Origin of the sequence: Rhizobium sp. SL42 (genome assembly GCF_021729845.1) — a bacterium.
GTDB lineage: Bacteria > Pseudomonadota > Alphaproteobacteria > Rhizobiales > Rhizobiaceae > Allorhizobium.
The window spans coordinates 1,706,700-1,729,393 of sequence record NZ_CP063397.1; the positions used below are offsets into that span (position 1 = coordinate 1,706,700).

General features: G+C 58.1%; 20 protein-coding genes and 1 tRNA gene. 14 read left to right on the forward strand and 7 right to left on the reverse strand.

Going from position 1 to position 22,694, the window contains the following annotated elements:
• The first annotated feature begins 86 nt into the window (after window positions 1-86).
• Together IM739_RS07950 and IM739_RS07955 are read left to right on the forward strand one after the other, a co-directional pair.
• A complete protein-coding gene (locus tag IM739_RS07950) occupies window positions 87-374 on the forward strand; it encodes an addiction module antidote protein (RefSeq protein WP_237370638.1) in 288 nt (95 codons plus the stop codon).
• Between the two features lie 216 nt (window positions 375-590).
• Window positions 591-2,933: a hypothetical protein gene (locus IM739_RS07955; protein ID WP_237370639.1), complete on the forward strand. Its 2,343-nt coding sequence runs from the start codon at window positions 591-593 to the stop codon at window positions 2,931-2,933.
• 76 nt (window positions 2,934-3,009) lie between these two features.
• Here IM739_RS07955 and IM739_RS07960 read toward each other — a convergent pair whose 3' ends face one another.
• Window positions 3,010-3,411, reverse strand: coding sequence for a DUF1398 domain-containing protein (locus tag IM739_RS07960; RefSeq protein WP_237370640.1), 402 nt, complete (start codon window positions 3,409-3,411; stop codon window positions 3,010-3,012).
• Window positions 3,412-3,467: 56 nt separating this feature from the next.
• Window positions 3,468-3,935 (reverse strand): MarR family winged helix-turn-helix transcriptional regulator, encoded by a 468-nt coding sequence (locus tag IM739_RS07965; RefSeq protein ID WP_237370641.1) that lies wholly within the window; start codon window positions 3,933-3,935, stop codon window positions 3,468-3,470.
• A gap of 217 nt (window positions 3,936-4,152) precedes the next feature.
• Between IM739_RS07965 and IM739_RS07970 the strand changes: the two genes are divergently transcribed.
• Window positions 4,153-4,449, forward strand: a complete 297-nt coding sequence (locus IM739_RS07970) for a cupin domain-containing protein (protein WP_237370642.1) — start codon at window positions 4,153-4,155, stop codon at window positions 4,447-4,449.
• Window positions 4,446-5,396: an MBL fold metallo-hydrolase gene (locus IM739_RS07975; protein WP_237370643.1), complete on the forward strand. Its 951-nt coding sequence runs from the start codon at window positions 4,446-4,448 to the stop codon at window positions 5,394-5,396. The genes IM739_RS07970 and IM739_RS07975 overlap by 4 nt, the downstream gene beginning before the upstream one ends.
• Window positions 5,397-5,417: 21 nt before the next feature.
• Here IM739_RS07975 and IM739_RS07980 read toward each other — a convergent pair whose 3' ends face one another.
• The 3 genes from IM739_RS07980 to IM739_RS07990 form a co-directional block, all read right to left on the reverse strand.
• A complete protein-coding gene (locus IM739_RS07980) occupies window positions 5,418-6,362 on the reverse strand; it encodes a DUF1499 domain-containing protein (protein ID WP_237370644.1) in 945 nt (314 codons plus the stop codon).
• A 145-nt stretch (window positions 6,363-6,507) separates the two neighbouring features.
• Entirely contained in the window at window positions 6,508-7,749 is a 1,242-nt protein-coding gene (locus IM739_RS07985; RefSeq protein WP_237370645.1) for a hypothetical protein, read from the reverse strand.
• Between the two features lie 265 nt (window positions 7,750-8,014).
• The gene (locus IM739_RS07990; RefSeq protein ID WP_237370646.1) at window positions 8,015-8,575 is read right to left on the reverse strand and encodes a type 1 glutamine amidotransferase domain-containing protein; all 561 of its coding nucleotides are present in this window, start codon (window positions 8,573-8,575) and stop codon (window positions 8,015-8,017) included.
• A gap of 171 nt (window positions 8,576-8,746) precedes the next feature.
• Here IM739_RS07990 and IM739_RS07995 point away from each other — a divergent pair.
• Window positions 8,747-8,821, forward strand: a tRNA-Gln gene (locus IM739_RS07995).
• A 136-nt stretch (window positions 8,822-8,957) separates the two neighbouring features.
• Here IM739_RS07995 and IM739_RS08000 read toward each other — a convergent pair.
• A complete protein-coding gene (locus tag IM739_RS08000) occupies window positions 8,958-10,193 on the reverse strand; it encodes a lipopolysaccharide biosynthesis protein (protein WP_237370647.1) in 1,236 nt (411 codons plus the stop codon).
• A gap of 217 nt (window positions 10,194-10,410) precedes the next feature.
• Here IM739_RS08000 and IM739_RS08005 point away from each other — a divergent pair, with 217 nt between their 5' ends.
• Genes IM739_RS08005 through IM739_RS08045 form a run of 9 tightly spaced genes read left to right on the forward strand, consistent with a single transcriptional unit; the run spans window position 10,411 to window position 20,727 of the window.
• The gene (locus tag IM739_RS08005) at window positions 10,411-11,535 is read left to right on the forward strand and encodes a glycosyltransferase family 2 protein (RefSeq protein ID WP_237370648.1); all 1,125 of its coding nucleotides are present in this window, start codon (window positions 10,411-10,413) and stop codon (window positions 11,533-11,535) included.
• Entirely contained in the window at window positions 11,535-13,442 is a 1,908-nt protein-coding gene (gene asnB / locus IM739_RS08010; protein ID WP_272911334.1) for an asparagine synthase (glutamine-hydrolyzing), read from the forward strand. Before IM739_RS08005 ends, asnB begins: the two co-directional genes overlap by 1 nt.
• Window positions 13,442-14,989, forward strand: coding sequence for a hypothetical protein (locus IM739_RS08015; protein WP_237370650.1), 1,548 nt, complete (start codon window positions 13,442-13,444; stop codon window positions 14,987-14,989). The genes asnB and IM739_RS08015 overlap by 1 nt, the downstream gene beginning before the upstream one ends.
• Entirely contained in the window at window positions 14,986-16,164 is a 1,179-nt protein-coding gene (locus tag IM739_RS08020) for a DegT/DnrJ/EryC1/StrS family aminotransferase (protein ID WP_237370651.1), read from the forward strand. Before IM739_RS08015 ends, IM739_RS08020 begins: the two co-directional genes overlap by 4 nt.
• A complete protein-coding gene (locus IM739_RS08025) occupies window positions 16,161-17,018 on the forward strand; it encodes a class I SAM-dependent methyltransferase (RefSeq protein ID WP_237370652.1) in 858 nt (285 codons plus the stop codon). Before IM739_RS08020 ends, IM739_RS08025 begins: the two co-directional genes overlap by 4 nt.
• 22 nt (window positions 17,019-17,040) lie before the next feature.
• Entirely contained in the window at window positions 17,041-17,817 is a 777-nt protein-coding gene (locus tag IM739_RS08030; protein ID WP_237370653.1) for a class I SAM-dependent methyltransferase, read from the forward strand.
• Window positions 17,814-18,401 carry a formyltransferase family protein gene (locus IM739_RS08035; protein ID WP_237370654.1) on the forward strand — a complete coding sequence of 196 codons (588 nt, stop codon included), beginning with the start codon at window positions 17,814-17,816 and terminating at the stop codon, window positions 18,399-18,401. Before IM739_RS08030 ends, IM739_RS08035 begins: the two co-directional genes overlap by 4 nt.
• Before the next feature lie 20 nt (window positions 18,402-18,421).
• Window positions 18,422-19,399, forward strand: coding sequence for a lysylphosphatidylglycerol synthase transmembrane domain-containing protein (locus tag IM739_RS08040; RefSeq protein WP_237370655.1), 978 nt, complete (start codon window positions 18,422-18,424; stop codon window positions 19,397-19,399).
• Window positions 19,396-20,727, forward strand: coding sequence for a hypothetical protein (locus tag IM739_RS08045; protein WP_237370656.1), 1,332 nt, complete (start codon window positions 19,396-19,398; stop codon window positions 20,725-20,727). The genes IM739_RS08040 and IM739_RS08045 overlap by 4 nt, the downstream gene beginning before the upstream one ends.
• A gap of 12 nt (window positions 20,728-20,739) precedes the next feature.
• Here the strand turns inward: IM739_RS08045 and IM739_RS08050 are convergent, their stop codons facing one another.
• Complete coding sequence (locus tag IM739_RS08050; protein WP_237370657.1) at window positions 20,740-22,677, reverse strand: hypothetical protein; 1,938 nt, start codon at window positions 22,675-22,677, stop codon at window positions 20,740-20,742.
• Between the last annotated feature and the right edge of the window lie 17 nt (window positions 22,678-22,694).

Consider the following 22,694-nt stretch of genomic DNA (forward strand, 5'->3'; position numbering starts at 1 on the left):
TCTAGACGACAGTTTGTTCGAGTTAAAGCACGAGACTTTCCGGAAATGGCGCGTCGGCTTCAGGGGGGCGGCTTTTGGAGAGAGCGATGACTGAAGGTCTCACCGACTACGATCCGGCCGAAGACCTGGACTCTGGGGAAGCCATTTCCGCTTTCGTCAACGCGGCGCTGAAGACGGATGATGCCGCCTATATCGCCCATGCACTCGGTGTTGTGGCTCGCGCCAAGGGCATGGCGGGGATTGCGCGGGAGGCGGGGCTTTCGCGGGAGCAGCTGTATCGAACGCTCAGCAGCGAGGGCAATCCGACGCTCAAGACCACCCTTGCGGTGATGAAGGCGCTGGGGATTTCGCTGACGGCGGATGTGCTGGGGTGAGGGCGCCCAAGTTGAAAGCGAGACGTGAGATGGAGGCTGCTTTGCGCCCTCGTTTCGGTAGATGGGCGGCAACCCGTCAAATACCAAAAGCAGCGGCTCGCCTAAGCAAATCGCGAGGCATGTCAAATTCGAGACAAATTCGTACGTCGCGGCCGACGCGAGTAGATGTTATTCTCACTGGTAGAAGTTGAAATCTGAGAATGTAGAGCTCATCGCATGCCAAAATCTCGTGGCCGGAAAAAGCCTGTTAGAAAAACGACGCCAAGAGTGGGCGGCGCCGCGTTCGACACTTTCTCAATAGGAGAAGAAAGGCACGAGGAATTCAAAGACGCGATCCTAAGCGCAGCGCGAAAGAACGTCGCCGAGTTTCCTAATCTGATCGAAACGCTTCAAGAGATATTCCGGGAGACAACGCCGGAGGGCATTCTAGCGACTTTCGGATTCTATGGCGCGCGAGCCACTATCGGCTCTGACGGGGCAACCCGATCGCTGACCAAGGACATTGAGCAGCACCATATCGAGCTACTGCAAGCCTTGATCCTTACGCTGCCGCTGAAAGACTGGGGCAGTGGGCCATCCCACGGCGGTATAATGCAGCAGGTGTTCGATATCATGCCGAAGCTGGCGGACACGTTTTTTCAGATGCGCTTGCTCGAAAAAGAAAAGGAGCCCGATTTACAAAAGCGGGCGATTTCGTCGCTGCAAGAAAGTATCCGCCTCCACACACAGGCGGTTCGCAATTGGGGATATTACAACGAAGTAATTCGGCTAAGCCGGGAACTGTACTCGCCATTGGATGGCAAATTTGCCGCTACCCTCGGCTTTACCGCAACTGACGTGATCGACATCGCCGAAAATCTCGTGTCCGAAGTCGAGCGTCGTTCGGGCGAGCATATCACCCGTTTAAGGAAGATATCGCACGGCAAGAACTCGAAGGAACTCGTTCGTTTATATTTCAAGCATATGGCCGACCTGCAGGGCACACCGGAGGAGTTGATGGAAATCATCCCGCCCGGAACGACGCGGGAGGGTGTGTTGGGTTGGATAATGTCGCACATGGACCTGCGGCACTTCGACCTGATGTCTTTCACTGCTGAGGAAGTCGCAGGCCTATCGGGCAAGCCGAAGGAGGTGGCGGAAGGCATTTTGTCCGCGCTCTCACTGTTGCCCGGTGAACTAGTGGGAAAAGATGTCCGGCATCTGTTTCTAGCGAACCCAGTTTGGGCCAAGCCCGGTCTGAATCTGAGAGGCGGCTACCTGTTTGCGGCACCCCAATCCATATTCAGCCATATAAACGAGATTATGAGAGGTTTCGCCGAAACGGCACGGCTCGAAACGGTCCTGGCAGACCGCCGAGCGGCCTACCTTGAAGCCAAGATGATCGAGACGTTGCAGGCCGCACTTCCAACGGCGCGGATATTACCTAATGCGAAATGGACCTTGGGGGGGCAGCAGTTCGAGACGGACGCTATCGTCATTGTGGACAGAACGCTGATTATCGCGGAGGCGAAATCCCATAGAATCACGCCACAGGGTTTGCGTGGCGCCCCGGACAGGCTCAAGCGACATCTGGTTGATCTCGTCATCAACCCATCAATTCAATCAGAGCGGCTGGCGAAACTGACGATTGCCGCCCGTGCTGGCGATACCGACAGCCAGCCTATCGTAGGCAGGCTCGGTATCGACGCTGGAAAAATAGATACGATCATTCGGGTTTCCGTCACGCTGGATGATCTATCTGTTCTTAGCTCCGCCGAGGAGGAGTTGACTGAGGCGGGCTGGATGCCAGCGGGGCATAGCCTTGCTCCCTCGCTGCATATTGCCGACCTGATCTGCATCCAGGAAATGCTGGAAAACGAGATCCTGTTCCTGCACTATTTTTCGGAACGCTTTCACTTCCAAAAGCAGTTCGACCTTCTCGGTGACGAACTGGATTTCCTCGGGCTTTATCTCTCCACGGGGTTCAACTTGGGGGCCAAACGTGAAGACTTCCGGCGCATGATCATCAGCGGAATGTCGGCGCCGATAGACCGCTTCTATGATGGCACGGACGCAGGTTTGTCTGTTCCCAAGCCGAAAGCGCGGCTGCACCCGGTATACAGCGACATCGTCGAACGCCTATGCGAGCGAAAGCCCAACGGTTGGACGACCATCGGAATGCATCTGCTAAATTCGGCGAGCCCCGAGGAGCAGAAGGAGATTGAGCGAGGTCTTCAACGGTTGAGAAAATCCGTGATGCGGAAATCAAAGCCGCAGGGCCACGAATGTTTCATGGCGATCATCCCGCCGCTAGACCGAAAGGCGACTGTTGGATTTTTCGTGTACCCAGACGCCGAAAAATCGGGCCGTCGCGCGGCGATGGAGCACCTTGCCTCCGAGGCTCTTGAGCGAGAAGATGCGAAACTGTGCGTAATCTTCGGCAAATGCGCGGAGAGGCTGACCGCGCCATACGAGGCGGTTCTGATGGCACAGCACGACGACGAAAGGCTAGCTGCTCAGACGGAAGAGAGATGTGCCCCCCGACATGCATCAGTGTCCAATTCTCGTGATCATCCGTGACGAACCGGCCAGTCAGCAAGCTGCCCTAACTCGGCCCTCCAACGCCTCCTACCCCACGGCCGCCGCTCACACCCCATCACCCCGGAAACACCTCCACATGCGTCTCGGCCGTGCGCCCGAAATACACCACGCGCCGTCCGAGGAAGGACACGATATACCCCGCACAACCCGCCCCCTTCGCCTCGGCGCTGAAGGCCTGGTAGCTGTAGTCGTCCGCACCCGATTGCGCCCAGCGCACCAGCCGTTCGATCTCGTTGGCGTCGAAAGCCGCGCCGATCGCGCCGGCATGCGCGGGCATGGCCAGCACCGTGCTGTCGCCATCGGGCAGGTAAAATGTCTGGCTGTCGCGCCGGTAGTCGACGGTATAACCCTCGAAGCCGGCGGCGATCAGTCGGCCGACGATCTCGGGAAAGCTGAGGCTGCCGTCATGGGCGGCATCCAGGCAGGTTTGGGCGATGGAAATGCTTTCCGCGTCCATGGCGGTTCTCCTTGTGTTTGAAAGCTTGGCTGTGTCCGGTGACGGTCAGTCGACGGTCAGTCGACCGGGATGGTCCTGATCCCGCGCCGTTCGGCGAGGGTTCTCAATGTCTGGCTGAGCAGCGCATGTTCCTCCGGCGTCAGCACGCCGAAATAGTCGGCATCGGTGGCGTCGGCCAGCGCCGCGAGAACCGGCACCTTCGCCCGCCCGTCTACGGTCAGGAACAGCCGGTGCGCGCGCCCGTCACGCTCGTTTTCGGCGCGTCCGACCAGCCGCTTTTCCTGGAGCCTGTCGGCCAGCTTGCTGATGGCGCCCTTGGTCATGCCCATCCTGTCGGCCAGCGCCGATGGCGCCATGTGAAATTGCCCCGTGTCGTCCTGGTCGTAGAGCGCGCGCATAAAAGCCCATTCCGCAACGGTCACGCCTTCGCCGGCCACCTTGCGGGAAAATTCCTGCGATACCGCATTCGACACCATGCGCATCCAATAGCCGGTATGGGCGGTGAGGTCGGATACGGTTGCCATTGTTGCGCTCCATTATGATTGACTAGGAAACTAGATCAATATGATTTCCTAGTCAATCTGTTTTGCGGGCCAGTCGCGGGAGCCCACCTGTCACGGACCAGTGCGTCTCATCAATTGCGGATTGCCGCCCCCGCACGCCCGCGATAACCTCGGGCGCAACCCATGGCGCAACCGCTTTTCCCCTTCATCCGCCGTCATACCATCCACGGAGACCTTCATGCCCGGCTATTCCGCCCGCCCGCCTGCCATCCCGACCGTCGTGCTCGACGATGCCGTCACCCGCATCACCCGCTGGGATTTCGAGCCGGGTGCTGCCACCGGGCATCACACGCATGGGCTCGGATATGTCGTGGTGCCGATGACCGATTGCCATTTCCTGATTGAGGACGAGGCCGGCGAGCGCCGAGTGACGAGCCGCGCCGGCGAAGCCTATCGCCGCGATGCCGGCGTCGAGCACAATGTCATCAATGGCGGCGATCAGCCCATGAGTTTCATCGAGATCGAGTATAAATGACCAGCGACAGCGAGGAGCTTTCTCCAGAGTCTGGCAATGAGCCGACCCCGGAATTCGTCACGCGTTTCGAGCCGGCCCACGGAACGCTGGTGCCGCTCGCCGACGGCGTGGCGCGCCTGACGGTCAACAATCCGGGCCCTTTCACCTTCCACGGCACCAATACCTATATCGTCGGCGAGCGCTCGGTCTGCGTCATCGACCCGGGCCCCGAGGACGAGGCGCATTTCCTGGCGCTGATGCAGGCGCTGAAGGGCCGCGAGGTCACCCATATCGCGGTCAGCCATACCCATCGCGATCATTCGCCGCTTGCCCGCCGGCTGAAGGCCGAGACCGGCGCGATCGTCGTGGCCGAAGGGCCGCATCGCCCGGCGCGGCCGCTCTTCGAAGGCGAGACCAATCCCTTTGCCGAAAGCGCCGACAGCGATTTCAGCCCCGATGTCACCTTGGCCCATGGTGAAATCTTCGAGGGCGACGGCTGGCGCCTGTCCGCGCTGCATACGCCCGGCCACACCGCCAATCACTGCGCCTTTGCGCTGGATGACCGCGGCATCGTCTTTTCCGCCGATCATGTCATGGCCTGGGCCACCTCGATCGTCGCACCGCCGGATGGCGCCATGGCCGATTACATGGCCTCGCTGGACATGCTTCTGGAGCGCCAGGACCGGATCTATTTCCCCGGCCATGGCGGCCCCGTTGCCGATCCCCCCGCCTTCCTGCGCGGCCTGCGCACCCATCGCCGCATGCGCGAGCGCGCCGTGCTCGAGCGCATCCGCCAGGGCGACAGGCTGATCGCCGACATGGTCCGGGTGATCTATGCCTCGACCGATCCCCGCCTGCATGGCGCAGCCGCCCTTTCGGTGCTCGCGCATCTCGAGGATCTGGTCGACAAGGGCCTTGTTGTCACCGATGGGCCGCCTTCGCTGCTCGGTGCCTACCGGATCGCGTAAGGCGGTCAGGCGCGGGCCGGATCAGTTGCCGGCAATGCCCAGCAGTTCCGCATCGAGCGCATGCAGGAAGGCTTCGGCAATCTCGTCGCCCATGCCGAGGTCGTGCGGCCCGAAGCGGCTGGCAACCCGCATGTCGACCAGCGTCATTTCCTCTTCCTCGCGCAGGCGAATGACCGCATCGAAGGGCAGGCCGAGCACCAGCGTGCGGGTGGCGAGCTGCAGGCGAACGGTGCCCGGCGGCTCCGTCGGTTCCGGCGGCATGCTGGCCACCTCGGCGCTCGGCCGCGATGTCGGCAAGGGGCCTGTTTCGGGCAGGGCTTCGTCGGCCGGCGGCAGGCTTGGTGGAGCCTGATCATTCGCGGTGACGATCTCTTCCGTCGTCGGGCGGAGCGCGAGGTCCGGCATCGCATATTCCTGACCCCGGCTTGCCGTCACCACCAGCCGGTTCGCCTCGGCGACCTTGCGCACGGCTTCATAGACGCGGTCGAGCGCACCTTCGTAACGCCGGCCGGTGAGGCCCGGATAGGCGGAGCCCTGGGCCGCGGCGGCTCCGGGCGGCGGCGCCGGACGCTGCAGGAAATGCTGCGGTGCATCGGGTACCGACAGCCATTCCGGCCGCTCGGCGAGGTCGCTTGATACGTCGTAGAGCGCCGGCCGGGTCAGGTATCGGTAGAGGCCGTAGCCGGGCAACGCCAGCGGCAGGGCGGCATAGATCAGCGCCCAGGTGGCGGCAACCCCGCCCAGCGCGCCGATCTGCCAGAGCCTGGCAAGGCCGAGCAGCGCCAGCGGCACGGCCAGCATCGCCGGTATCGCGGCAATCAGCACCAACGCGACGAAATCCGGCGTCTTCAGCGGCCCGAAACGGTGTGCCAGCAGCACCAGCACCAGCATGCCGAGCGCAAACAGCCCGAGACGACGCGCCAGGAAGGCGGAACGGGACACGGGGCGGTCAAAGCGGACGATCATGCGGAAACACCGGAATCAAAGCGGTTGGCTCTTCTGTGTAGCCGCTCCCTGCCGGGGCGTCGACCGCAAAGCGTCGCACAGTGCCGGCCAGCATCACCGGTCAGCATCACCGGTCAGCATCACCGGTCAGCATCACCGGGCAGCATCAACGGTCAGCGCCCGGCTGGCCAGCGCCCGACTGGCCCGTCGACTGGCTGCCCGACTGGCCGTTCGGCTGAGATTGCGGTTCGGGATCCGATCCCATGCCCGGCATGAGATCAGATCCGGGATTGGGCCCAATATACGGCCCAGGATCCGGCCCAAGATCCGGTAAAGCATCCGGCCTTCGAGCCGGGCCGAGATCGAGGGGCCGGCCATTCAGCAACGGATTGGCACCATCGTCCGGGATCATCAGCTCGAAGCCGCTGTCGGGCGCGTCTTCAAGCCCTTCCTCGACGGCCGGATCGAGCGGCGGCAGCGCGGGTGCGTCCAGCTGTCCGTTCAGGTTTCCATCCTGGCCCCCAATCGGGTCCCCGCTTTGGCCCCAGTTTTGGCCCCAGTTTTGGCCATTGTCCGGCATGCTCGGATCGGAAAGCGGCGGCGCATCGTTGCCGAGCGGCACATAGAGCGAAACCATCACGATGATGCCGATCACCACCAGCCAGGAACCGATGATACGCGCCGGGATTGTCAGCCAGGGGCCGCGAAAGTTTCGCAGCAGCAGGCCGGGCGCGAGCAGGATCCACAGCGCGCCGAGCACGGCCGTCAGGGTAAATTCCTGGATGCCGATGCCGAAATCGTCCAGCCCGATGAACAGCGACAGCGAAAAGCCGATCACGCCGGCCGCGACAGGCGCGCCGATGCGCCGCGCCCGCGCCGGAAGCCAGAGCACGACGCCGGCCAGCATCACCGCGATCGGGGCGATCAGGAACAGGGCTTCACCCAGCGGGCTTTGCAGGATGGCGTGGAAGATCGGGTCGAAGGCCAGCAGCATCGGCGCCATGACGCCGAGGAAACAGGCGATGATCACAAGGATTTCCGCGCGACGGCCCGCCATCCCGACGGCCACCGAAATGCCCAGCATCGCGAGCACCAGGTCGTAGATCGACAGGGTGAACAGAAAGCCGAGTTCGAAAAAGGCAAACTCGTGCGGGATCGACAGGGCGAGCGCCACGATGATCACCCCGGCCATGAACAGCGCCAATGACCAGCGGAAGGCAGAGGTTGCGGCGGCACGGGCAAACTGCATGCGCAAAGGTGAAGGGCCACCCGCCTTTTTGCCGGCATTGTCGCCGGTATTGTTGGCGGCATCCGGCGTGCCGCCCGCTGCCGCCACGCCGGACTGTGCGTCCGTGCGCCTGTGCCGGCTCTTCTGGTTTGCCCTCTGCTGCAGCCGCCGCTGGCTCATGCTTCAATCCGCCGATCGCGATCTGTGATCTTCCGGCTATTTCACACTCAGCCAGATTTGTCACCGCCAACCATGTTGCATGCGCCTGTCGACCATGCGCAGCGCTGGACTTTGCAAAGCGCCGGACGTGGCGAGGATGCGGCAAACCATCTGATCTGCAACAGCGGCACGAGCGACTGCGCTGAAAGACGCCGCCACTCCGCCGCCGATTTTGGACGAGCCTCCGCTCCGGGCTGACCCGGATCGAATGAAACTAGGCTACACGCTATGCCGCACGGCTCTGGTGCGGCCCTTCCTCGACTTCCTCGATGATCTTGGCCACGAACGCGTCGAGGTCGCCAGGCTGGCGCGAGGTGATGATGCCGTGGTCGACAACGACCGGTTCGTCGAACCAAATGGCACCGGCATTCTTCAGGTCGGTCTTGATCGATCCATAGGAGGTTGCCTTGCGGCCGCGAAGCGCATCCGCCTCGACCAGCAGCCACGGGCCGTGGCAAACGGCGGCAATGGTCCGGCCGGACTTGACGAAGCCGCGCACCAGGTCGACCGCCGTCTTGTCGTTGCGCAGGATGTCGGGATTGATCTGGCCACCGGGAATGACCAGCGCATCATAGTCCTCGACCTTGACCGCATCGACCGTCAGGTCGACATCGACGGTATCGCCCCAATCCTTCTGATCCCAGCTCTTGATCGGCGCTGGCGCCAGCGAGGCGATCGAAACCCTGGCACCGCTGGCCTTCAGCTGCTCAAGCGGCTTGCGCAATTCAGAGCGTTCATAGCCGTCGGTGGCGAGGATCAGGATATGGGCGGATTGAATGGAAGGCATGGAGATGTCCTTTCGTTTCTCTTTTCGCTTGGGATCCATGAGAAACCCGAGAGACGCAGGATCGTTCCGGTAAAAAACTGGCAAGTTGCGGGCAAGGGGTGTTGCCGCTGGCCCTGCGCTTTGCTAATCAGGCGCCACCGCGATTTGGGAGCCCAGTCTCCCGGATCCCGTTGGGGCGTCGCCAAGCGGTAAGGCACCGGTTTTTGGTACCGGCATTCCCAGGTTCGAATCCTGGCGCCCCAGCCATTTTTTCATTTGTCTAATCCGGTCCTTGGACGAATTGCTGCGTGTTGCGCACACTGAATGTGTTGCACGCCTCATCACTCGTTTGAGCGCGGTCTCATCAAGCGAAGGCAGACCCGGACTGAATTCTGCCCGCCATTCAGCGGGGTCGGCCTCCACTGAATCGGAATGAAAGGTAGAGATACACCACATACATTAGACCATAGCCAACAGCGTAGGCGGCTAGAGTGTTCCGGTATGTCGCAAAGGTAGTGAGTGTTACGACTGTGATTACGAAGAGGCAGACCTGCCACACAAGATCGATTGGTTGCTTTTCTGCGATAAAGAAAGTGTAGCTAAGCGGACTGCTGACAAAACGCATTGCGAAGAGGGGGAGCAGGATCAAGGCTACCCTGCCGGCCTCGGCCCATTCCGGTCCAAAGGCGAACACAAATAGCTCAACTCCCACAAGATAAAACGCGATGGTTACGACCATGGAGCCGGCAGCAAGAACCGTCAAAGTCTCAAGATATGGACCGCGGCAGGAGCCTGTTGCCCGCCAGCTTTCCGATGCGCGCCGCTTAAATACATCCAGCACCGCCGAGCCGAGGAGTGAGATTGGCGCCCCCAGCATCCGGAATGCCATCGCGACATAGCCTGCAATGTCTGCACCGAAACGGTGTGATATTAGAATGAGTGGAAGCTGGGCCGCCGCCGTGTTCACTGTGCCCGCCGGAAGTGCATAAATCGGGAAACGCCTGTAGCGTTTCCAAAAGTTGAAAAGTGTTCTGCGTCCCTCGGCAAGCCTGGGCGGACGCAGTTTCCACGCCATCAGCAAAGCGCCGCTGACAACGCCGGTCAGGTGTGCCTGGGCGAGAGTGCCTGCCGATGGCTGAACGAAACCAACGGCGATTTGCAGTCCTGTTATGATGGCTGCCTGCGTGATCCGCATCATGGACAGAGCCCGAAACTGGCCTTCCGAGGCCGCCCATGACTGCAGGATAAGCACACTGGCCGCTGCCGCAACAGCCGGGACGAAGAGCGCAATCAGTGTGGATGGGACGTCTTCGAGATACGGCGCGTAAAGCGGCCAAAGGCATGCACCGGTTATCGCAACGGCACTTAATATGGCCGCGGCCGTGATCAGGGCGGAGCTCGCAGCCTGCGCTCTTGGCGCGCCATTTTCCTCCAGCGGCAATGCGGTTTCAAATCGTCCGGTCGACAGCACGGCTCCGATTTGCACAAGTCCGAACCAGGTCATGAACATCCCGAACTCGGCTGGAATGAAAAGTCGTGCGATGACCAGCGAACCCAGGATCGGTATGATCTGTGCAGCCGCGGTGCCTGAAAACACGAGCAGGACTGCGCGCCAGTAGCTTCTACGTTCACCGGTCAATCGGGCTGCCTTTGCTTTTCCGGCCGCTGGAAGGCCTTCGTCGGTAGCAATTTCTGTCGGCGGAACTCCGCGAGGACAAGATTCTGTGCTGGCGCTGATTACCCAAAACGGGCGGATATGGCAAATTCAAAGGATTTTTTTGTGGCTTCAATTCCTGTGGGGTTTGGCGCACGCGCTTGCATGGTTTGGCCTCGTTGGTTAAGCGTGAACGCAAAGAGTGAATCTCTCCCTGGCACAACAAAGCTGGGCCACATGCGAGCCGACAACGCCGATCGCGAATGAAAGCAGTCAAATGCCAGAAATTTCACTTGTAATCCCAGCCTTCAACGAAGCGGCGATCATTACCAATACTGTGAAGGAGCTCGATGACTATATGCGGGCTTCCATGCCAGGGCGAACCTTTGAAATCATTGTGGTTGACGATGGTTCGACGGATGGGATGGCCGATCGGTTGGATGGTTTGGCGATGGATAACCTGAAGGTAGAGCGTCATCCACGCAATCTGGGCAGGGGGGCGGGAATTCGCACTGGCTTTGCGGCTTCATCAGGCGACTTTGTGGTCACATTGGATTCGGACTTGTCCTATTCTCCTGACCATATACCGAGGCTGATAGCGCCGCTTGAAGCCAATGTTGCTGATGTCGTGCTGGCGTCAGCGTACCATCCAGACGGCACGGTAAGAAACGTGCCGCTTTTCCGGGCCAAGCTTTCGTACTACGGCAATAAGGTACTGAGCGCTGGTGTACGTGGCCAACTTCACACTTTGACCTGCATGGTGCGCGCATATCGGCGCGACGTTGTGAAAAGTCTGGAACTTGTCAGTGCGGGCAAAGATCTCCACATCGAGATTATCCAGAAGGCAAATCTGTTCGGATTTCGTATCGCGGAAATCCCGGCTGTTCTCGACTGGCGAGATAAGTCTCGCGCGAAACGCGTGGGCAAAGGTGGTTCTTTCCCGTTATTTGCGATGTCAGGTACTATCGCGGCTCATCTTGTGTACAACTATGTATTGCGTCCTGGCGCTATGCTGTTCTTGCCGGTAGCGGCGCTGTCAGCTGTCGTTGTAATCGGGTTGCTGCTGTTGCTGGTCAGCTTTGCGATGCGAGCTTACCAGTTGCTGGATCGGGGAATCCTGGCGGCGATTTATGAGGGACTCCGTGAAACCCTGCTAAACGGAAGCTTGACGCTCGGTCTGGTGGCGGGCAGCCTTGTCTTGCTGCTTATATTCATTGCCTTCTATTTCCAGTCTCTGCAGAGCAAGAAGCAGTTTGAAGAAATGTACATTCTGATGTCGCGCATGAACGACAAGATTAAGCAGTTGCAGCGGGACAGAGAGGCCTGATGTGCGGAATATGTGGCATCTATGGGCCGGAAGCTTCGTCAGACTCCGTAGACACCATGTTGTCGCTGATGGAGCGCCGCGGACCCGACGGTTTTGGCAGCTTCGCGTCTGACGGAGTTGTGCTAGGGCACAGGCGCCTTGCGATCGTCGATCTTTCCGACCGTGGTCGCCAGCCGATGATATCCGATGATGGAATGGTCGCTATATCGGTCAATGGCGAGATCTATAACTATCAGGCGCTTCGCAGCGAACTGGAAGCACTCGGCCATGTTTTCCGATCTGATTGTGACAGTGAAACGGTCATTCATGCATGGCGCGCTTGGGGGGCGGACAGCTTTGCGCGGATCAATGGCATGTTTGCCATCGCACTCTATGACAAACCAAGCCATTCGCTCTATCTTGTCCGCGACAGGATGGGCATCAAGCCGATTTTCTTCTGGCGCAACGCGGACACAGTACTCTTTGCGTCCGATATGCGGGCGATTGTCGCAGCCAGTGGACGCAAGCAATGGCCACTTTCGACTACGGGCCTTCAGCAATATCTTACATACCAGAATCGTTTCGATGGAGAAACGATGCTGGAGGGCATCCACATGGTGCGCCCCGGTGAGATGCTGCGCATCCACGCATCAGGTCTCGAATCCACGGCCTTCGCCAATCCTCTTGACGCGGGAGAACGACATGAGCGGTCTTTTGACAAGGCGGTATCGGACTTCAAGTCCATCTTCTTAGATGCAGTCGATCGTCATCTGATGAGCGATGTGCCGCTCGCATCTTACCTAAGCGCTGGAATTGACAGTGGCATGGTCACGCTTTCGGCTGCGGCCCGTTTGCAGGGGAGTGGGCCAGCTGCTTTCACCGGAACTTTCGATCGCGGCGGTTGGTACGACGAGGCCACAGGCGCCAGTCTGACGGCGGCGAGCATGAAGCTTAGCCATCAATTGGTTCATATTGATGCAGACAGATTCGAAGAAAATTTTGACGATTTGATCTATGCTCTGGAAGAACCGCGCATGGGTACCGGGGCATTGCCGCAATATCTCGTCGCAAAAAAAGTTGCGGAAACGCATAAAGTCGTTTTGACCGGTCACGGTGGGGACGAACTATTTTCCGGGTATCCGGTTTTTAAATTTCTTGCTCTTCGCAATGCGTGCGTCAAAGATCGACGAAATATCTGGCCCCTACTGCGCTCGCTCAGAATTTCAGAAATACCGCATATTGTCTATTTCACTCTCTCTGCGATCTTTGGTCGCTCAGACAGGCCCTTCCTGCCCGTGCTGTTCGGTAGGAAGCGGCTGTCGAGGTTGCTGCGTCCTGAAGTTGGCGCCGCGGTGCTGGGTCCACTGCGCGGATCCGGGGGCGTCAATCCCGTCGAAATGAGTTTTGACGAATTGATGCGTCAGTACATTCAGGATTATTTGCCGGGACTGCTTGTCGTTGAAGATAAAATTTCGATGGCGCACGCGTTGGAGTCAAGGACACCGTTGCTGGACAACGAACTGGTGGCGTTCTCGCTTTCGCTGCCCCCGGCAGTGAAATTACATGGCAATAATTTGAAGGCAATTCCAAGGGCCGCTGCACGAGGGATCTTGCCGGACGCAATCTTCGACATGCCGAAAAGGGGATTTCCAAATCCGCTTGCCAGTTGGCTGCGCGGTCCCTTGTCCGAGTGGATGCGAGCGCGACTGTGCGATCCACATGGCTCTCTCAGCACGATATTCGATCGTGGCGCTTTGGATACCATGGCAAACGGATATTTACGTTCTTGGCGGCGCCGGTTTCGTCCGCTCGACGAGATCGCCACCCATCGAATTTTCATGCTGCTTTCGCTGGAGAGCTTCATGCGCCAATATCGCGACAGGTTAGGTGTAGTGCTGACTCCTCCATCGAATGGAGAGCAAAGCTGATGCTTCGCCTCCTAAGGCCTGATTTGGCCCGCAATGCCTATGCATTGGAGCTTGATGCACAGCTCCCGCGTGTATTGGCGCTTGCGGATCGAGATTCTTTGAGCAGCACGCGCGGACTGGGCGACCGGCAATACTGGGGCTGGAAGCTGATTGACTTTGCCAACGGAACCCTGCAGGGCGGCGTTAATGGCCTGTCCGCTCTGCTGAAAGCCGAAGCCTTTGGTCCGTCCATCGACCCGTCGGCTGTTCGCAATCTTGTTTCGACGATGATGGACGCCACCGTCCGACTCATGCGGAAGGATGGCAGTTTTGAGGAAGCTCTGCCGTACGAGCAGTCCTATTGCGTGACCGCGCTGGTACTTTACGATCATTTGCAGGCACTGTCTCGACTGTATCCTGATGCCGGCACTCAAGCTGCACGATTGGCTCCCGCCTGCCGTTTCCTTGTGACGCGCGACGAGACGCATGGCATGATATCAAATCATCTTGCGACAGCGGTCGCTGCGCTGCTGCGCTTTCACGCGTTGACGGGTGATCGATCGGCATTGGCAAAGGCCGAACTACTTCTGACCCGCATTCTCGACCGCCAATCTGATGAAGGCTGGTTCGAGGAATACGGCGGTGCCGATCCGGGCTACCAGACCTTGTGTATGAGCCATTTGGCCGATGCCGCAATTTTGATTGATAGCACGCGTCTCTGGAATGCCTTGGCCAAGGCAACGGAATTCATCTCGCATTTCGCTCATCCCGATGGGTCATTCGGCGGGATCTACGGAAGCCGGGCGACGCGAATCTATTATCCGGTCGCAATGGAGAGGCTTGCTGCACGCTTCAATCGTGCCGCCGTGATCCGCGATTTTATGCGCAATTCCATTCGCCGTCATGCAACGGTTACCCTTTCGGCAATCGATCAGCCGAATCTACTGCCGGTGTTCAATAATTATGCGGAGGCGCTGTGTGAGGACGCCACTGCCGACAATTCTGAAGTGCTCTCGCCGGTAGTGCCGGGCCGTGTGGTCATGCCTCAAGCCGGTCTGTTGGTGGATATTGGGCCCCGCCACCACAGCATTATCTCCACGCGCAAGGCTGTCGTCTATCACTGGTCCGACGCACCGTGCCCGTTGATCGACACGGGTGTCGCGCTGGCCGATTCCGGAGGGAATGTCTTTACAAGCCAGAGTGATCCCGATCCATGCATCAGCATTGACGGCGATCAGGTGATCATCACGGGACACCTTGCCAGGCGTGTCATGCCCTTGCCCAATCCTTTCAATTTCTTGGTTCTGAGGATCCTTGCTACCACCTTGATGCGCGTACCCTCGCTGGGTGCACTGGTGAAGAAAATTATCGCGAGACTGCTGGTTGGAACCCGTAGACGGAGCGTTCTGCGTTTTAGACGCGTCATTACTCTGGGTGAAACCCTCACGATCTCGGATGAACATGATGGCGGTCTTCAACGGCTGCCTTGTCTCGGCACCTTCTCTGTCATACACATGGCGAGCTCGGGCTATTGGCAAGTCGGAGACACTGCCGGGGAACAGAAATGATACCGCGCCTGCGCCCAGCGACGGGATTGTTTGATGTTATCGCAGCGTTCGTCGGGCGATATCATGTCGTTGAGTTCGAGAGATCTTTCGCCAAGCTTATGGGGCAGGCCCATGCGATCGCGTTTCCCTACGGTCGCACGGCGCAGATGATGCTCATCGAGGCGCTTGGGTTCAAGGATCGCGATATTCTCTTGCCAGCATACAGTTGCGTGGTTGTCGCCCATGCAATTGTTCTTTCCGGAAATCGGCCGGTGTTCATAGATAGTGAGCCGGGTGGCTTCAATATGGATCTGGACAAGGCTGAAGCTGCGATCACAGAGCGCACCGCCGCCATCATTGCAACATCGATACATGGATATCCGGTCGATCTCGATCGTTTGGAACGGCTTTCAGCGGCACATTCCGAAGTGGTTATCCTTCAGGATTGTGCCCATTCATTTTCTGCAGAATGGCAGGGTAGCCCTGTGCAGCGAGCCGGCCGCGCTGCTATTTTCGGCCTGAACATCTCGAAATTGATGACGTCGATCTTTGGTGGAATGATTACGACCGATGATACGGAATTGGCCGAAAAGCTGCGTGCCGTTCGGGCCAGACAGATCAAGGGGGCAGGGGGACGTCGCATCGGGCGAGCATTGTATCTCGGTGCGGCGACCGTTGCGCTTGTTCCATCGATATTCTCTTTCGTCCGGTATATTTCAAGGTTTGGACTGCTTGATCGCTTCGTGCGGTATTATGATGAAACTCTGATCGACATTCCTGCCGACTATCTGGACCAGATCGGGCGCGCAGAAGCGTCTGTCGGTGTTCGCCAATGCGCAGCCTACCCCGGAATTGTTGAGCACCGGCGCCACATCGCCGGAATCTATAATACGATGCTTGAGAGCCGATATCCGGAAGGTCGGCCTCCGATGGTCGAGGGGGCAACATGGTCTCACTATGTGTTGCGCGTGCCGGACCCCGAAAAGCTGGTCCGAGAAGCAGCAGCGCGCGGTATTGAGATAGGCCGGATAATCGACTATTGCGTTCCGGATATGCCCGCGTATCGGGAAATTGCCGCAAGCCAGGGTCCTTTCGACGAGACCCGCAGGCTCAATGCATCGGTCGTCAATCTACCCTTGTGGGTGAGCGAAAGAACTGCACGAAGGGTGGCTGCGACTTTGGGAGCTATTTTATGAGCGACACCAGCAAGCACGATATCGTGCCAACGATAGACAGCGTCCGTGCCTTTTGGAATGGCAATCCCCTTTGGACTGGCGAGAGCGATTTCGAGCCGGGAAGCAGGCCGTTCTTTGAGGAACACCGCCGAGTCTGCCGAGACGACTGTTTTGCCGGGCAAGTCGATGACCGCATTTTCGCGCCGGCCGCAGACGCGCGCGTGTTGGATCTGGGATGTGGCATCGGATTTTGGCTGGTGGAGTTTTGGGAACGCGGCTTTCGCAACCTGACTGGGGTAGACCTTTCACACAATTCTTTGGAAATCGCTCGCCAGCGTTGCAATGTTTATGACGTGTCTGCGCAACTGCATGTTGGAAACGCTGAAGCACTTGATTTCGAAACGGGAAGCTTCGATCACGTCAACTGCCAGGGCGTTATTCATCACACGCCGAACACACAACAGGCACTCAACGAAATCGCGAGGGTGCTGCGTCCTGGTGGCACCGCTTCGGTATCAGTATACTATCGCAACGTCGCTCTGAGACACTGGAGTTTGGTTCGACCTCTGGCAAAGTTTGCGGCGGTGCTGGGAAGCCGGCTCAGGGGTAGAGGCCGCGAAGGCATCTATGCGTTAGCAGATGCTGATGAGATTGTGCGACACTACGATGGCGATGCCAATCCGGTAGGAAAGGCCTACACGCGCCAACAGTTTGAGGACATGGCACGCGAGCAGTTTGAGATCACTGAAGTGTACTATCATTTTTTCCCGGCGCGTTCTTTGCCAATTCGTATCCCTGCGGTTCTCCATCGTGTCCTCGATCGACACCTTCCATTCATGATATATCTCAATCTCAGACGCCGCGAGGCACGCTGATGCAAACGGAACGGTCTGCCAAATGAGTTTCAACGCCTATGGGCACCAGTTGCCTTATGCCATCTCGAAACGCCTTTTTGGTGATCGGCGGCGATTTGGCAAGTTGCCGGACGTAAGCGATCCTTCCTGGCAGGAATGGCTCCGTCGTGACTTCGATTTCTACATGGCAAACCAGCGTACATCCGTAGGCATGACGGTAAATCAGTCAGGTTATAGAGTCGTGTCGCGGTCCGATCTCGAGGGCAAGCGCGTGCTGGAGATCGGTCCCGGCGCGGTCGAACACATTCAGCACTGGGCGGGGAGGCCGTCACATTGGACGAACTACGATATCCGCGCCGACCTTCTTGAAGTGGCGGGAAAGCGCATTGACGAAGCCGGCGTGCCCCACGACGATGTGCTTGCAAACCCGGACGCGAAAAAGCTGCCATTCGCGGACAATTCCTTCGATGCTGTCTTCACCTTCTATGCGCTGGAGCATATCCACCCGCTCGACGAGCACCTTGCCGAGATTGAGCGCGTGCTGCGTCCCGGAGGCCAACTCGTAGGCGCGATCCCTTGCGAAGGAGGGCTCGCATGGGGCATGGGGCGCATGCTCACTTCACGGCGGTGGTTGAGAAAACACACGTCCATCGATCCCGACAGGCTTATCTGTTGGGAGCATCCGAATTTTGCCGACTTGATCTTGAATCAACTGACTGCACGCTTCGAACGTCAAACACTGTCATTCTGGCCGCTCGCCGTGCCTTCGATTGATCTGAATCTGATTGCCAGTTTCGTATTTAGGAAGCCAGGTAAGTGACGGTTCTGTTGGCAGTCGGCGATGATTATTGGGGCGCGAGAGCAGAGGCAATTGCGGCATCCTATAGCCATGTTTGTGTTGCCGTTGACCGCTCGGGTGGGCTTGGCAGGGCGTTGAGATTGGTCGCGCGTGGCTCGATACCCCTGCCGGCAGCAATCAGCATGTTTGCCGCGGCGCACTCGCTTCCCTCCAGCAGACCGAATACATCACAGTCATTCACGAGCAATCCGGATCTGCGCGATCTTGCGGCCAGCAAAAGAGCTTCGCTTATCGTGCTTTTCCGTGCCGGTTTGATCATATCGGGCACCACACTCGATGGCTATAAAGTGACGAATGTGCATTGTGCCGATATAAATGGGTTTGGCGGTCTTGCATCCATCTGGCGTGCTTTGAAAGCTGGGGCGGTAAAGCAATGCGCGACACTTCATGAAGTGACCAATCGAATTGATGAAGGAAATGTGCTGGACACAGAACCCTATTTGCTGGACCGTACGTCTAGCTACGCGAAGAACGAATATGCCGCATATCAAGCCGGCTTGCGCTTACTTGATCGCACTCTTGCTCTAACTAAGAGCGAGCAATGAGATTGAGGAGAGCAAAGCTCTTGGCAGCTGTTTCTGACAGGTCTTTGTTCCGATTCGCGATATTGTTAATCCTTCTGTTTGGCCTTTTATTGTGGCTTGGCAATCGCTGGCCAGTGGAAATATCGATCTGGGAATCCATAGCGGCTATCGTACTAAGCATGCCCTTTATGGCCGTATCGGTGCTCACAGCTGGTTTGCGGCTTTCCTGGCTTTGTGGCCCGCCAGTAAGTATGGGAACTGGCGTCGGCGTCAATGCGATCGCCCAATTGGTGGTCCTGCTGGTTCCCAGTCGCATTTCGGAAGCAGCTAAACCTGTAGGCCTTCTACTCGTTTGTGATTTGCCGCTATCGCGTGGTTTCACGGTGCTCACAGTCGAGAGGTTGATAGATGCCGCAGTTCTGGCATTTTTGATACTGCTATCCATGGTGTTCGTCAGCGGACCTTTTGACAGGCAATTGGCGTGGAGTGGCATGATTTTGGCTTCCATTGCATTTACCGGAGGGGGCGTGGTCTTCATTGTGGGAATAAACCCCGGTTTGTTACGCCGCCTCACGAGAAAGCTGTCGTCGCAAAGATTGATCCTTCAGATAGAGCACCTTGTCGGGCAGTTTGCTCATATCGCCGATGCCAGAAGATTAGTTGTTTCCTTATTTCTTTCGGTAGTGACGTGGATTTCCTCATATTTGGTGCTATTGACCTTCCTATCAATTGCTCTGGGTTCGGCATTGGCTCCGTCACAGGTCCTCGTGGTCTTTGTTGCAAGCACCTTGGGGCTGATTGTCTCCGTGGCACCCGGTGGTCTTGGCACATTTGAAGCGGCGGTAGCATTGTCGCTGATTGCATTCGGCACTGAACCTGCAGAGGCGGTAGCTGCCGCTATCTTGTTGAGAATTACTCTTGTTCTACCTGTGGTTGCATTGGCCGGATGGTATCTCTTGATCAGTCCCGTGAGCCTTGGAGATGTGCTCAAGGGAGTACGCAACAGGGACACCAAATGAAAAAGCCTCGACTTGGTTGCGGGCCCGCTGATCGGGTCTGGGCCATTGAGTGCGGTAGCCGATATTGGCTGAACAGCGCGCAAGGTGAAAAATATGCAGGAAGGCGGCAAATCGCAGCATTGCCGATTGCCACCACCACCGGAATTCTCGGTGCTGATCCCAGCTTACTCAAGGTGCAGCTGCCCGTCTGGGCTGCGGATATCGGAGTTAACGGTGCGCTGCTAGTATTCGCCGATATGATTGAAACTGGTGACGCACCCGAATGGAAACGTTGCGACTGGTTGTCGGTGGCGTTTCACATGCTGGCTTCGACTCCGGAGCGGGTCCATGAAGTTGAGAATGGCCCGTCACTGTCCTATGCATTCCGACTGTCTCCCCGAATGGCACCGCTTTTCGAACGTGCTTGGGTCAATCGTATCTTCCTCTTTCTAAGGCGTTGGGCCGCACACGATGCTGGCTTGGCAGAGGAAGCATTGTTCGGCCCCTTACCCGAAGCCCAGATTCTTCTCACGCATGATCTCGATGCCATCCGGCTGACACCCGAAATCCGTTTGAAGCAGGGGGCCTTTCAGACTGTTAATGCTGCGCGTGCCTTGGCGACGGCCAAGCCGGCCGCCGCGCTACGCCGCATGGGCGATGCGGCGCGCTACCTCTTCTCCCGCGGCGATTTCCGAACACTCGGGAGGTTACGGGATATGGAGCGGGCCGCTGGCCTGACGAGCATTCTGCATGTCTACGGCGGAAAGGCTGGTCTTAAACGTGGATCGGTTCGGCGCATTCTGATCGATCCTTCTTATGACGTCCAATCGATAGCGGCTGAGTTGCGGAGGTTTCGGGATGAGGGACACGAGGTTGGCTTGCACCAGTCTTTTGATGCCTGGGAAAGTGCCGCTGCCATGGAGATGGAAAAGTGCCGGGTCGAGAGGGCACTAGGAAGTGTCATAACCCATTGCCGCCAACACTGGCTGCATTTTTCCTTTGCCAAGACCTGGGCCGCTCAGCACGATGCGGGCCTACGGTTCGACAGCACACTTGGTTTTAATGATCGTGCTGGATTTCGCGCAAGTCACGCTCTCTCCGTTTCTCCACCCCCAAGCGCCGCTCAGGCGACATTGGCGATAGAAACCGTGCCTATGATCCTTATGGATTCGCACGTTTATGACTATGCCGGCGTCAATCGAGTTGGCCCAGAAGAGGCGATAAAGCCGTGGTTGGATGAGGTACGGGCAGTCCGAGGTATCGCGTCGGTGAATTGGCATCCCCACACCATTACCCCTGTATACGGTTGGGGCAATGGTTTCGAGACACTTCTGGAACTGCTGTCATAAGGCCTCGCTACATCAGAGCGCAGGTCTGACAACCGCGAAACTCTCATTTTCGTAGACGATGTCGAGCCCGGAAACTTCACTCCGAAAACTGCGGTTGAAGACAAAATACGCAATCCCGTTCTCACGGCTGAGTTGCGCCAGCGCTTTCCCATCAAAATTGTTGTAGGTAGACCTAAGCTTGGTTGTCAGGCTCAAATATGCTGGCGCCCGTTCCATCGTCCAGGCATTTTTCTGTAAGTCTTCCTGTGACACGCCGAGAAGGGCTGCTCGCCGCAAACCTTCGGTCAGTACAGCACGGTCGGACTTGTAGATCCAGCCGGCATAGAGCCATTCCCGCATGGTACCGAAGGATGGGCGCTGCGAGTACTGTCGCCAACCATAGGACATCGTCGGCTCGACCATGAACACTGAGCCCGGCTCAGTGTGGTTTCGTGCCCAGAGCTGAACGTCCAGGAAGTCGCCTGCAAACGCAATATCGGCAGGTTTCTTGACTGGGTCGGCTGTCTTGCTCCAAAGCAAGGCGCCCACACAAATGGCGGCGATTGCAGGGACCGGTGAGCCGCTGATGCGCCCCAGGATCAAGAGCACGAATGGAAGGATGAAGCCGATCGTTGCCAGTGTCCCGAGCGTCAACAGGCTGTCGAACGCAAACGGTTGGAAATGGCCGTTTACGGATAGGATCAAAGGTACGGCGACGCAGCTTGAAAGAGACAGCCAGATGATGCGCCTTCTCATCTCCGAGAGGTCAGTCACCAATCTACGCGATTGTAGTAGAAGAAGGCTGATAAACAGGATCAAGCCACCGATCGGTAGACCATGTGACCTAACGAATGTCAGGGCGATAAGGGCGGCAGCAAAGATTGAAAGTCCAATCGGTCCTTTTGATGCGAGCACAAGCAAGCGCGGGATGCTGAGCCCGGCAGCCATCAAGAATGCAATCAAACTGGCGCGTTGGAGCGCCAGTTTGACAAGGAACGGATTTTGCGAGGTGTCGGATAGATAAACGCCGATCAACGAAGTCAGGAGAAGGACAAATATTGCTGTTGCAATCGATCGGTCGACTGGAAGGTTGTTCGCGGGAGCGATTGCCATCATTACGGCACAGAGAGCCCCAAGTGCCGATGCCGGCAGGATGCTTTCCCATGCACGTTCGCCGAAGACGCCGATGTAGACGGGGTGCCAATGCGAACTCATCAGCCGCGTCAATGTAACGAATAGCTGGCCATCGATTGCGCCTCCGGAGATGTTCGTATCCTTGTAGGCGAAGAGAAACCAGGCGCCTGCAAGGCCGGTGGCGAGAAGCGCGGATACGACGAACTGGGCAGGATGGTAGCTGCGCAGCCTGCCAAGGACCACGATCCCGGCGGGTATTGCGAAAAACAGCGTGATGATCGGATGAATGGTGGCTGCCAATCCCAAAAGGAGGCCGCTGAGCCACAGACGCCGTCCAAGAGCCGCCGCCACTGCCGCGAGTCCAAGCCCGAATGCAAAATTGTAGACGGATCCGTAGACGGGGTGTCCCCATCGTCCGAAATCAGCGCTGGCAATGCCGCTGGCGCCGAGCAGGATCGCTGCTGCGAAAGCGGTCCAGAGCGGTAGGTCTGGGTTGGTCCGTCGCGCGAAATAGAAGCCCCCTGCAAAAAGGGTGAGCGCTTCTGCCACCACAACCAGGAAAGCGCCGGCAAAGTCCGAAATCCCTGCCTGCCCCAGCATTTCGTAAACATGGCCGATGAGAGATTTCATCATCTCGGCCTCGCCGTTGGGAAAGTTCCCTCCGAAATCGGCGAAATCGGTGACCGAATGCATCATGCCGACTGGCGTATAGCCGTTCAACGCTGTGTAGAGGACGACGTTGCGCTGGGTGAACCAGGCAATGGCGACCGCGACCAAAAAGCCCAGAACCGATAGAATGACAGGGGTTGAGGAAGAGATCGATTTAAGGGATTTCATTCAGTCAGATCCTGCAC

Bases quoted from the DNA above. Each gene is read 5' to 3' on its own strand.
- IM739_RS08025 (WP_237370652.1), top strand. From the start codon at position 16,161: ATGAGCGACACCAGCAAGCACGATATCGTGCCAACGATAGACAGCGTC.
- IM739_RS07965 (WP_237370641.1), bottom strand. From the start codon at position 3,935: ATGGCAACCGTATCCGACCTCACCGCCCATACCGGCTATTGGATGCGC.
- IM739_RS07975 (WP_237370643.1), top strand. From the start codon at position 4,446: ATGACCAGCGACAGCGAGGAGCTTTCTCCAGAGTCTGGCAATGAGCCG.
- IM739_RS07990 (WP_237370646.1), bottom strand. From the start codon at position 8,575: ATGCCTTCCATTCAATCCGCCCATATCCTGATCCTCGCCACCGACGGC.
- IM739_RS07950 (WP_237370638.1), top strand. From the start codon at position 87: ATGACTGAAGGTCTCACCGACTACGATCCGGCCGAAGACCTGGACTCT.
- IM739_RS08015 (WP_237370650.1), top strand. From the start codon at position 13,442: ATGCTTCGCCTCCTAAGGCCTGATTTGGCCCGCAATGCCTATGCATTG.
- IM739_RS08020 (WP_237370651.1), top strand. From the start codon at position 14,986: ATGATACCGCGCCTGCGCCCAGCGACGGGATTGTTTGATGTTATCGCA.
- IM739_RS07970 (WP_237370642.1), top strand. From the start codon at position 4,153: ATGCCCGGCTATTCCGCCCGCCCGCCTGCCATCCCGACCGTCGTGCTC.
- IM739_RS07960 (WP_237370640.1), bottom strand. From the start codon at position 3,411: ATGGACGCGGAAAGCATTTCCATCGCCCAAACCTGCCTGGATGCCGCC.
- IM739_RS08030 (WP_237370653.1), top strand. From the start codon at position 17,041: ATGAGTTTCAACGCCTATGGGCACCAGTTGCCTTATGCCATCTCGAAA.
- IM739_RS08050 (WP_237370657.1), bottom strand. From the start codon at position 22,677: ATGAAATCCCTTAAATCGATCTCTTCCTCAACCCCTGTCATTCTATCG.
- IM739_RS07985 (WP_237370645.1), bottom strand. From the start codon at position 7,749: ATGAGCCAGCGGCGGCTGCAGCAGAGGGCAAACCAGAAGAGCCGGCAC.
- IM739_RS08045 (WP_237370656.1), top strand. From the start codon at position 19,396: ATGAAAAAGCCTCGACTTGGTTGCGGGCCCGCTGATCGGGTCTGGGCC.
- IM739_RS07980 (WP_237370644.1), bottom strand. From the start codon at position 6,362: ATGATCGTCCGCTTTGACCGCCCCGTGTCCCGTTCCGCCTTCCTGGCG.
- IM739_RS07955 (WP_237370639.1), top strand. From the start codon at position 591: ATGCCAAAATCTCGTGGCCGGAAAAAGCCTGTTAGAAAAACGACGCCA.
- asnB (WP_272911334.1), top strand. From the start codon at position 11,535: ATGTGCGGAATATGTGGCATCTATGGGCCGGAAGCTTCGTCAGACTCC.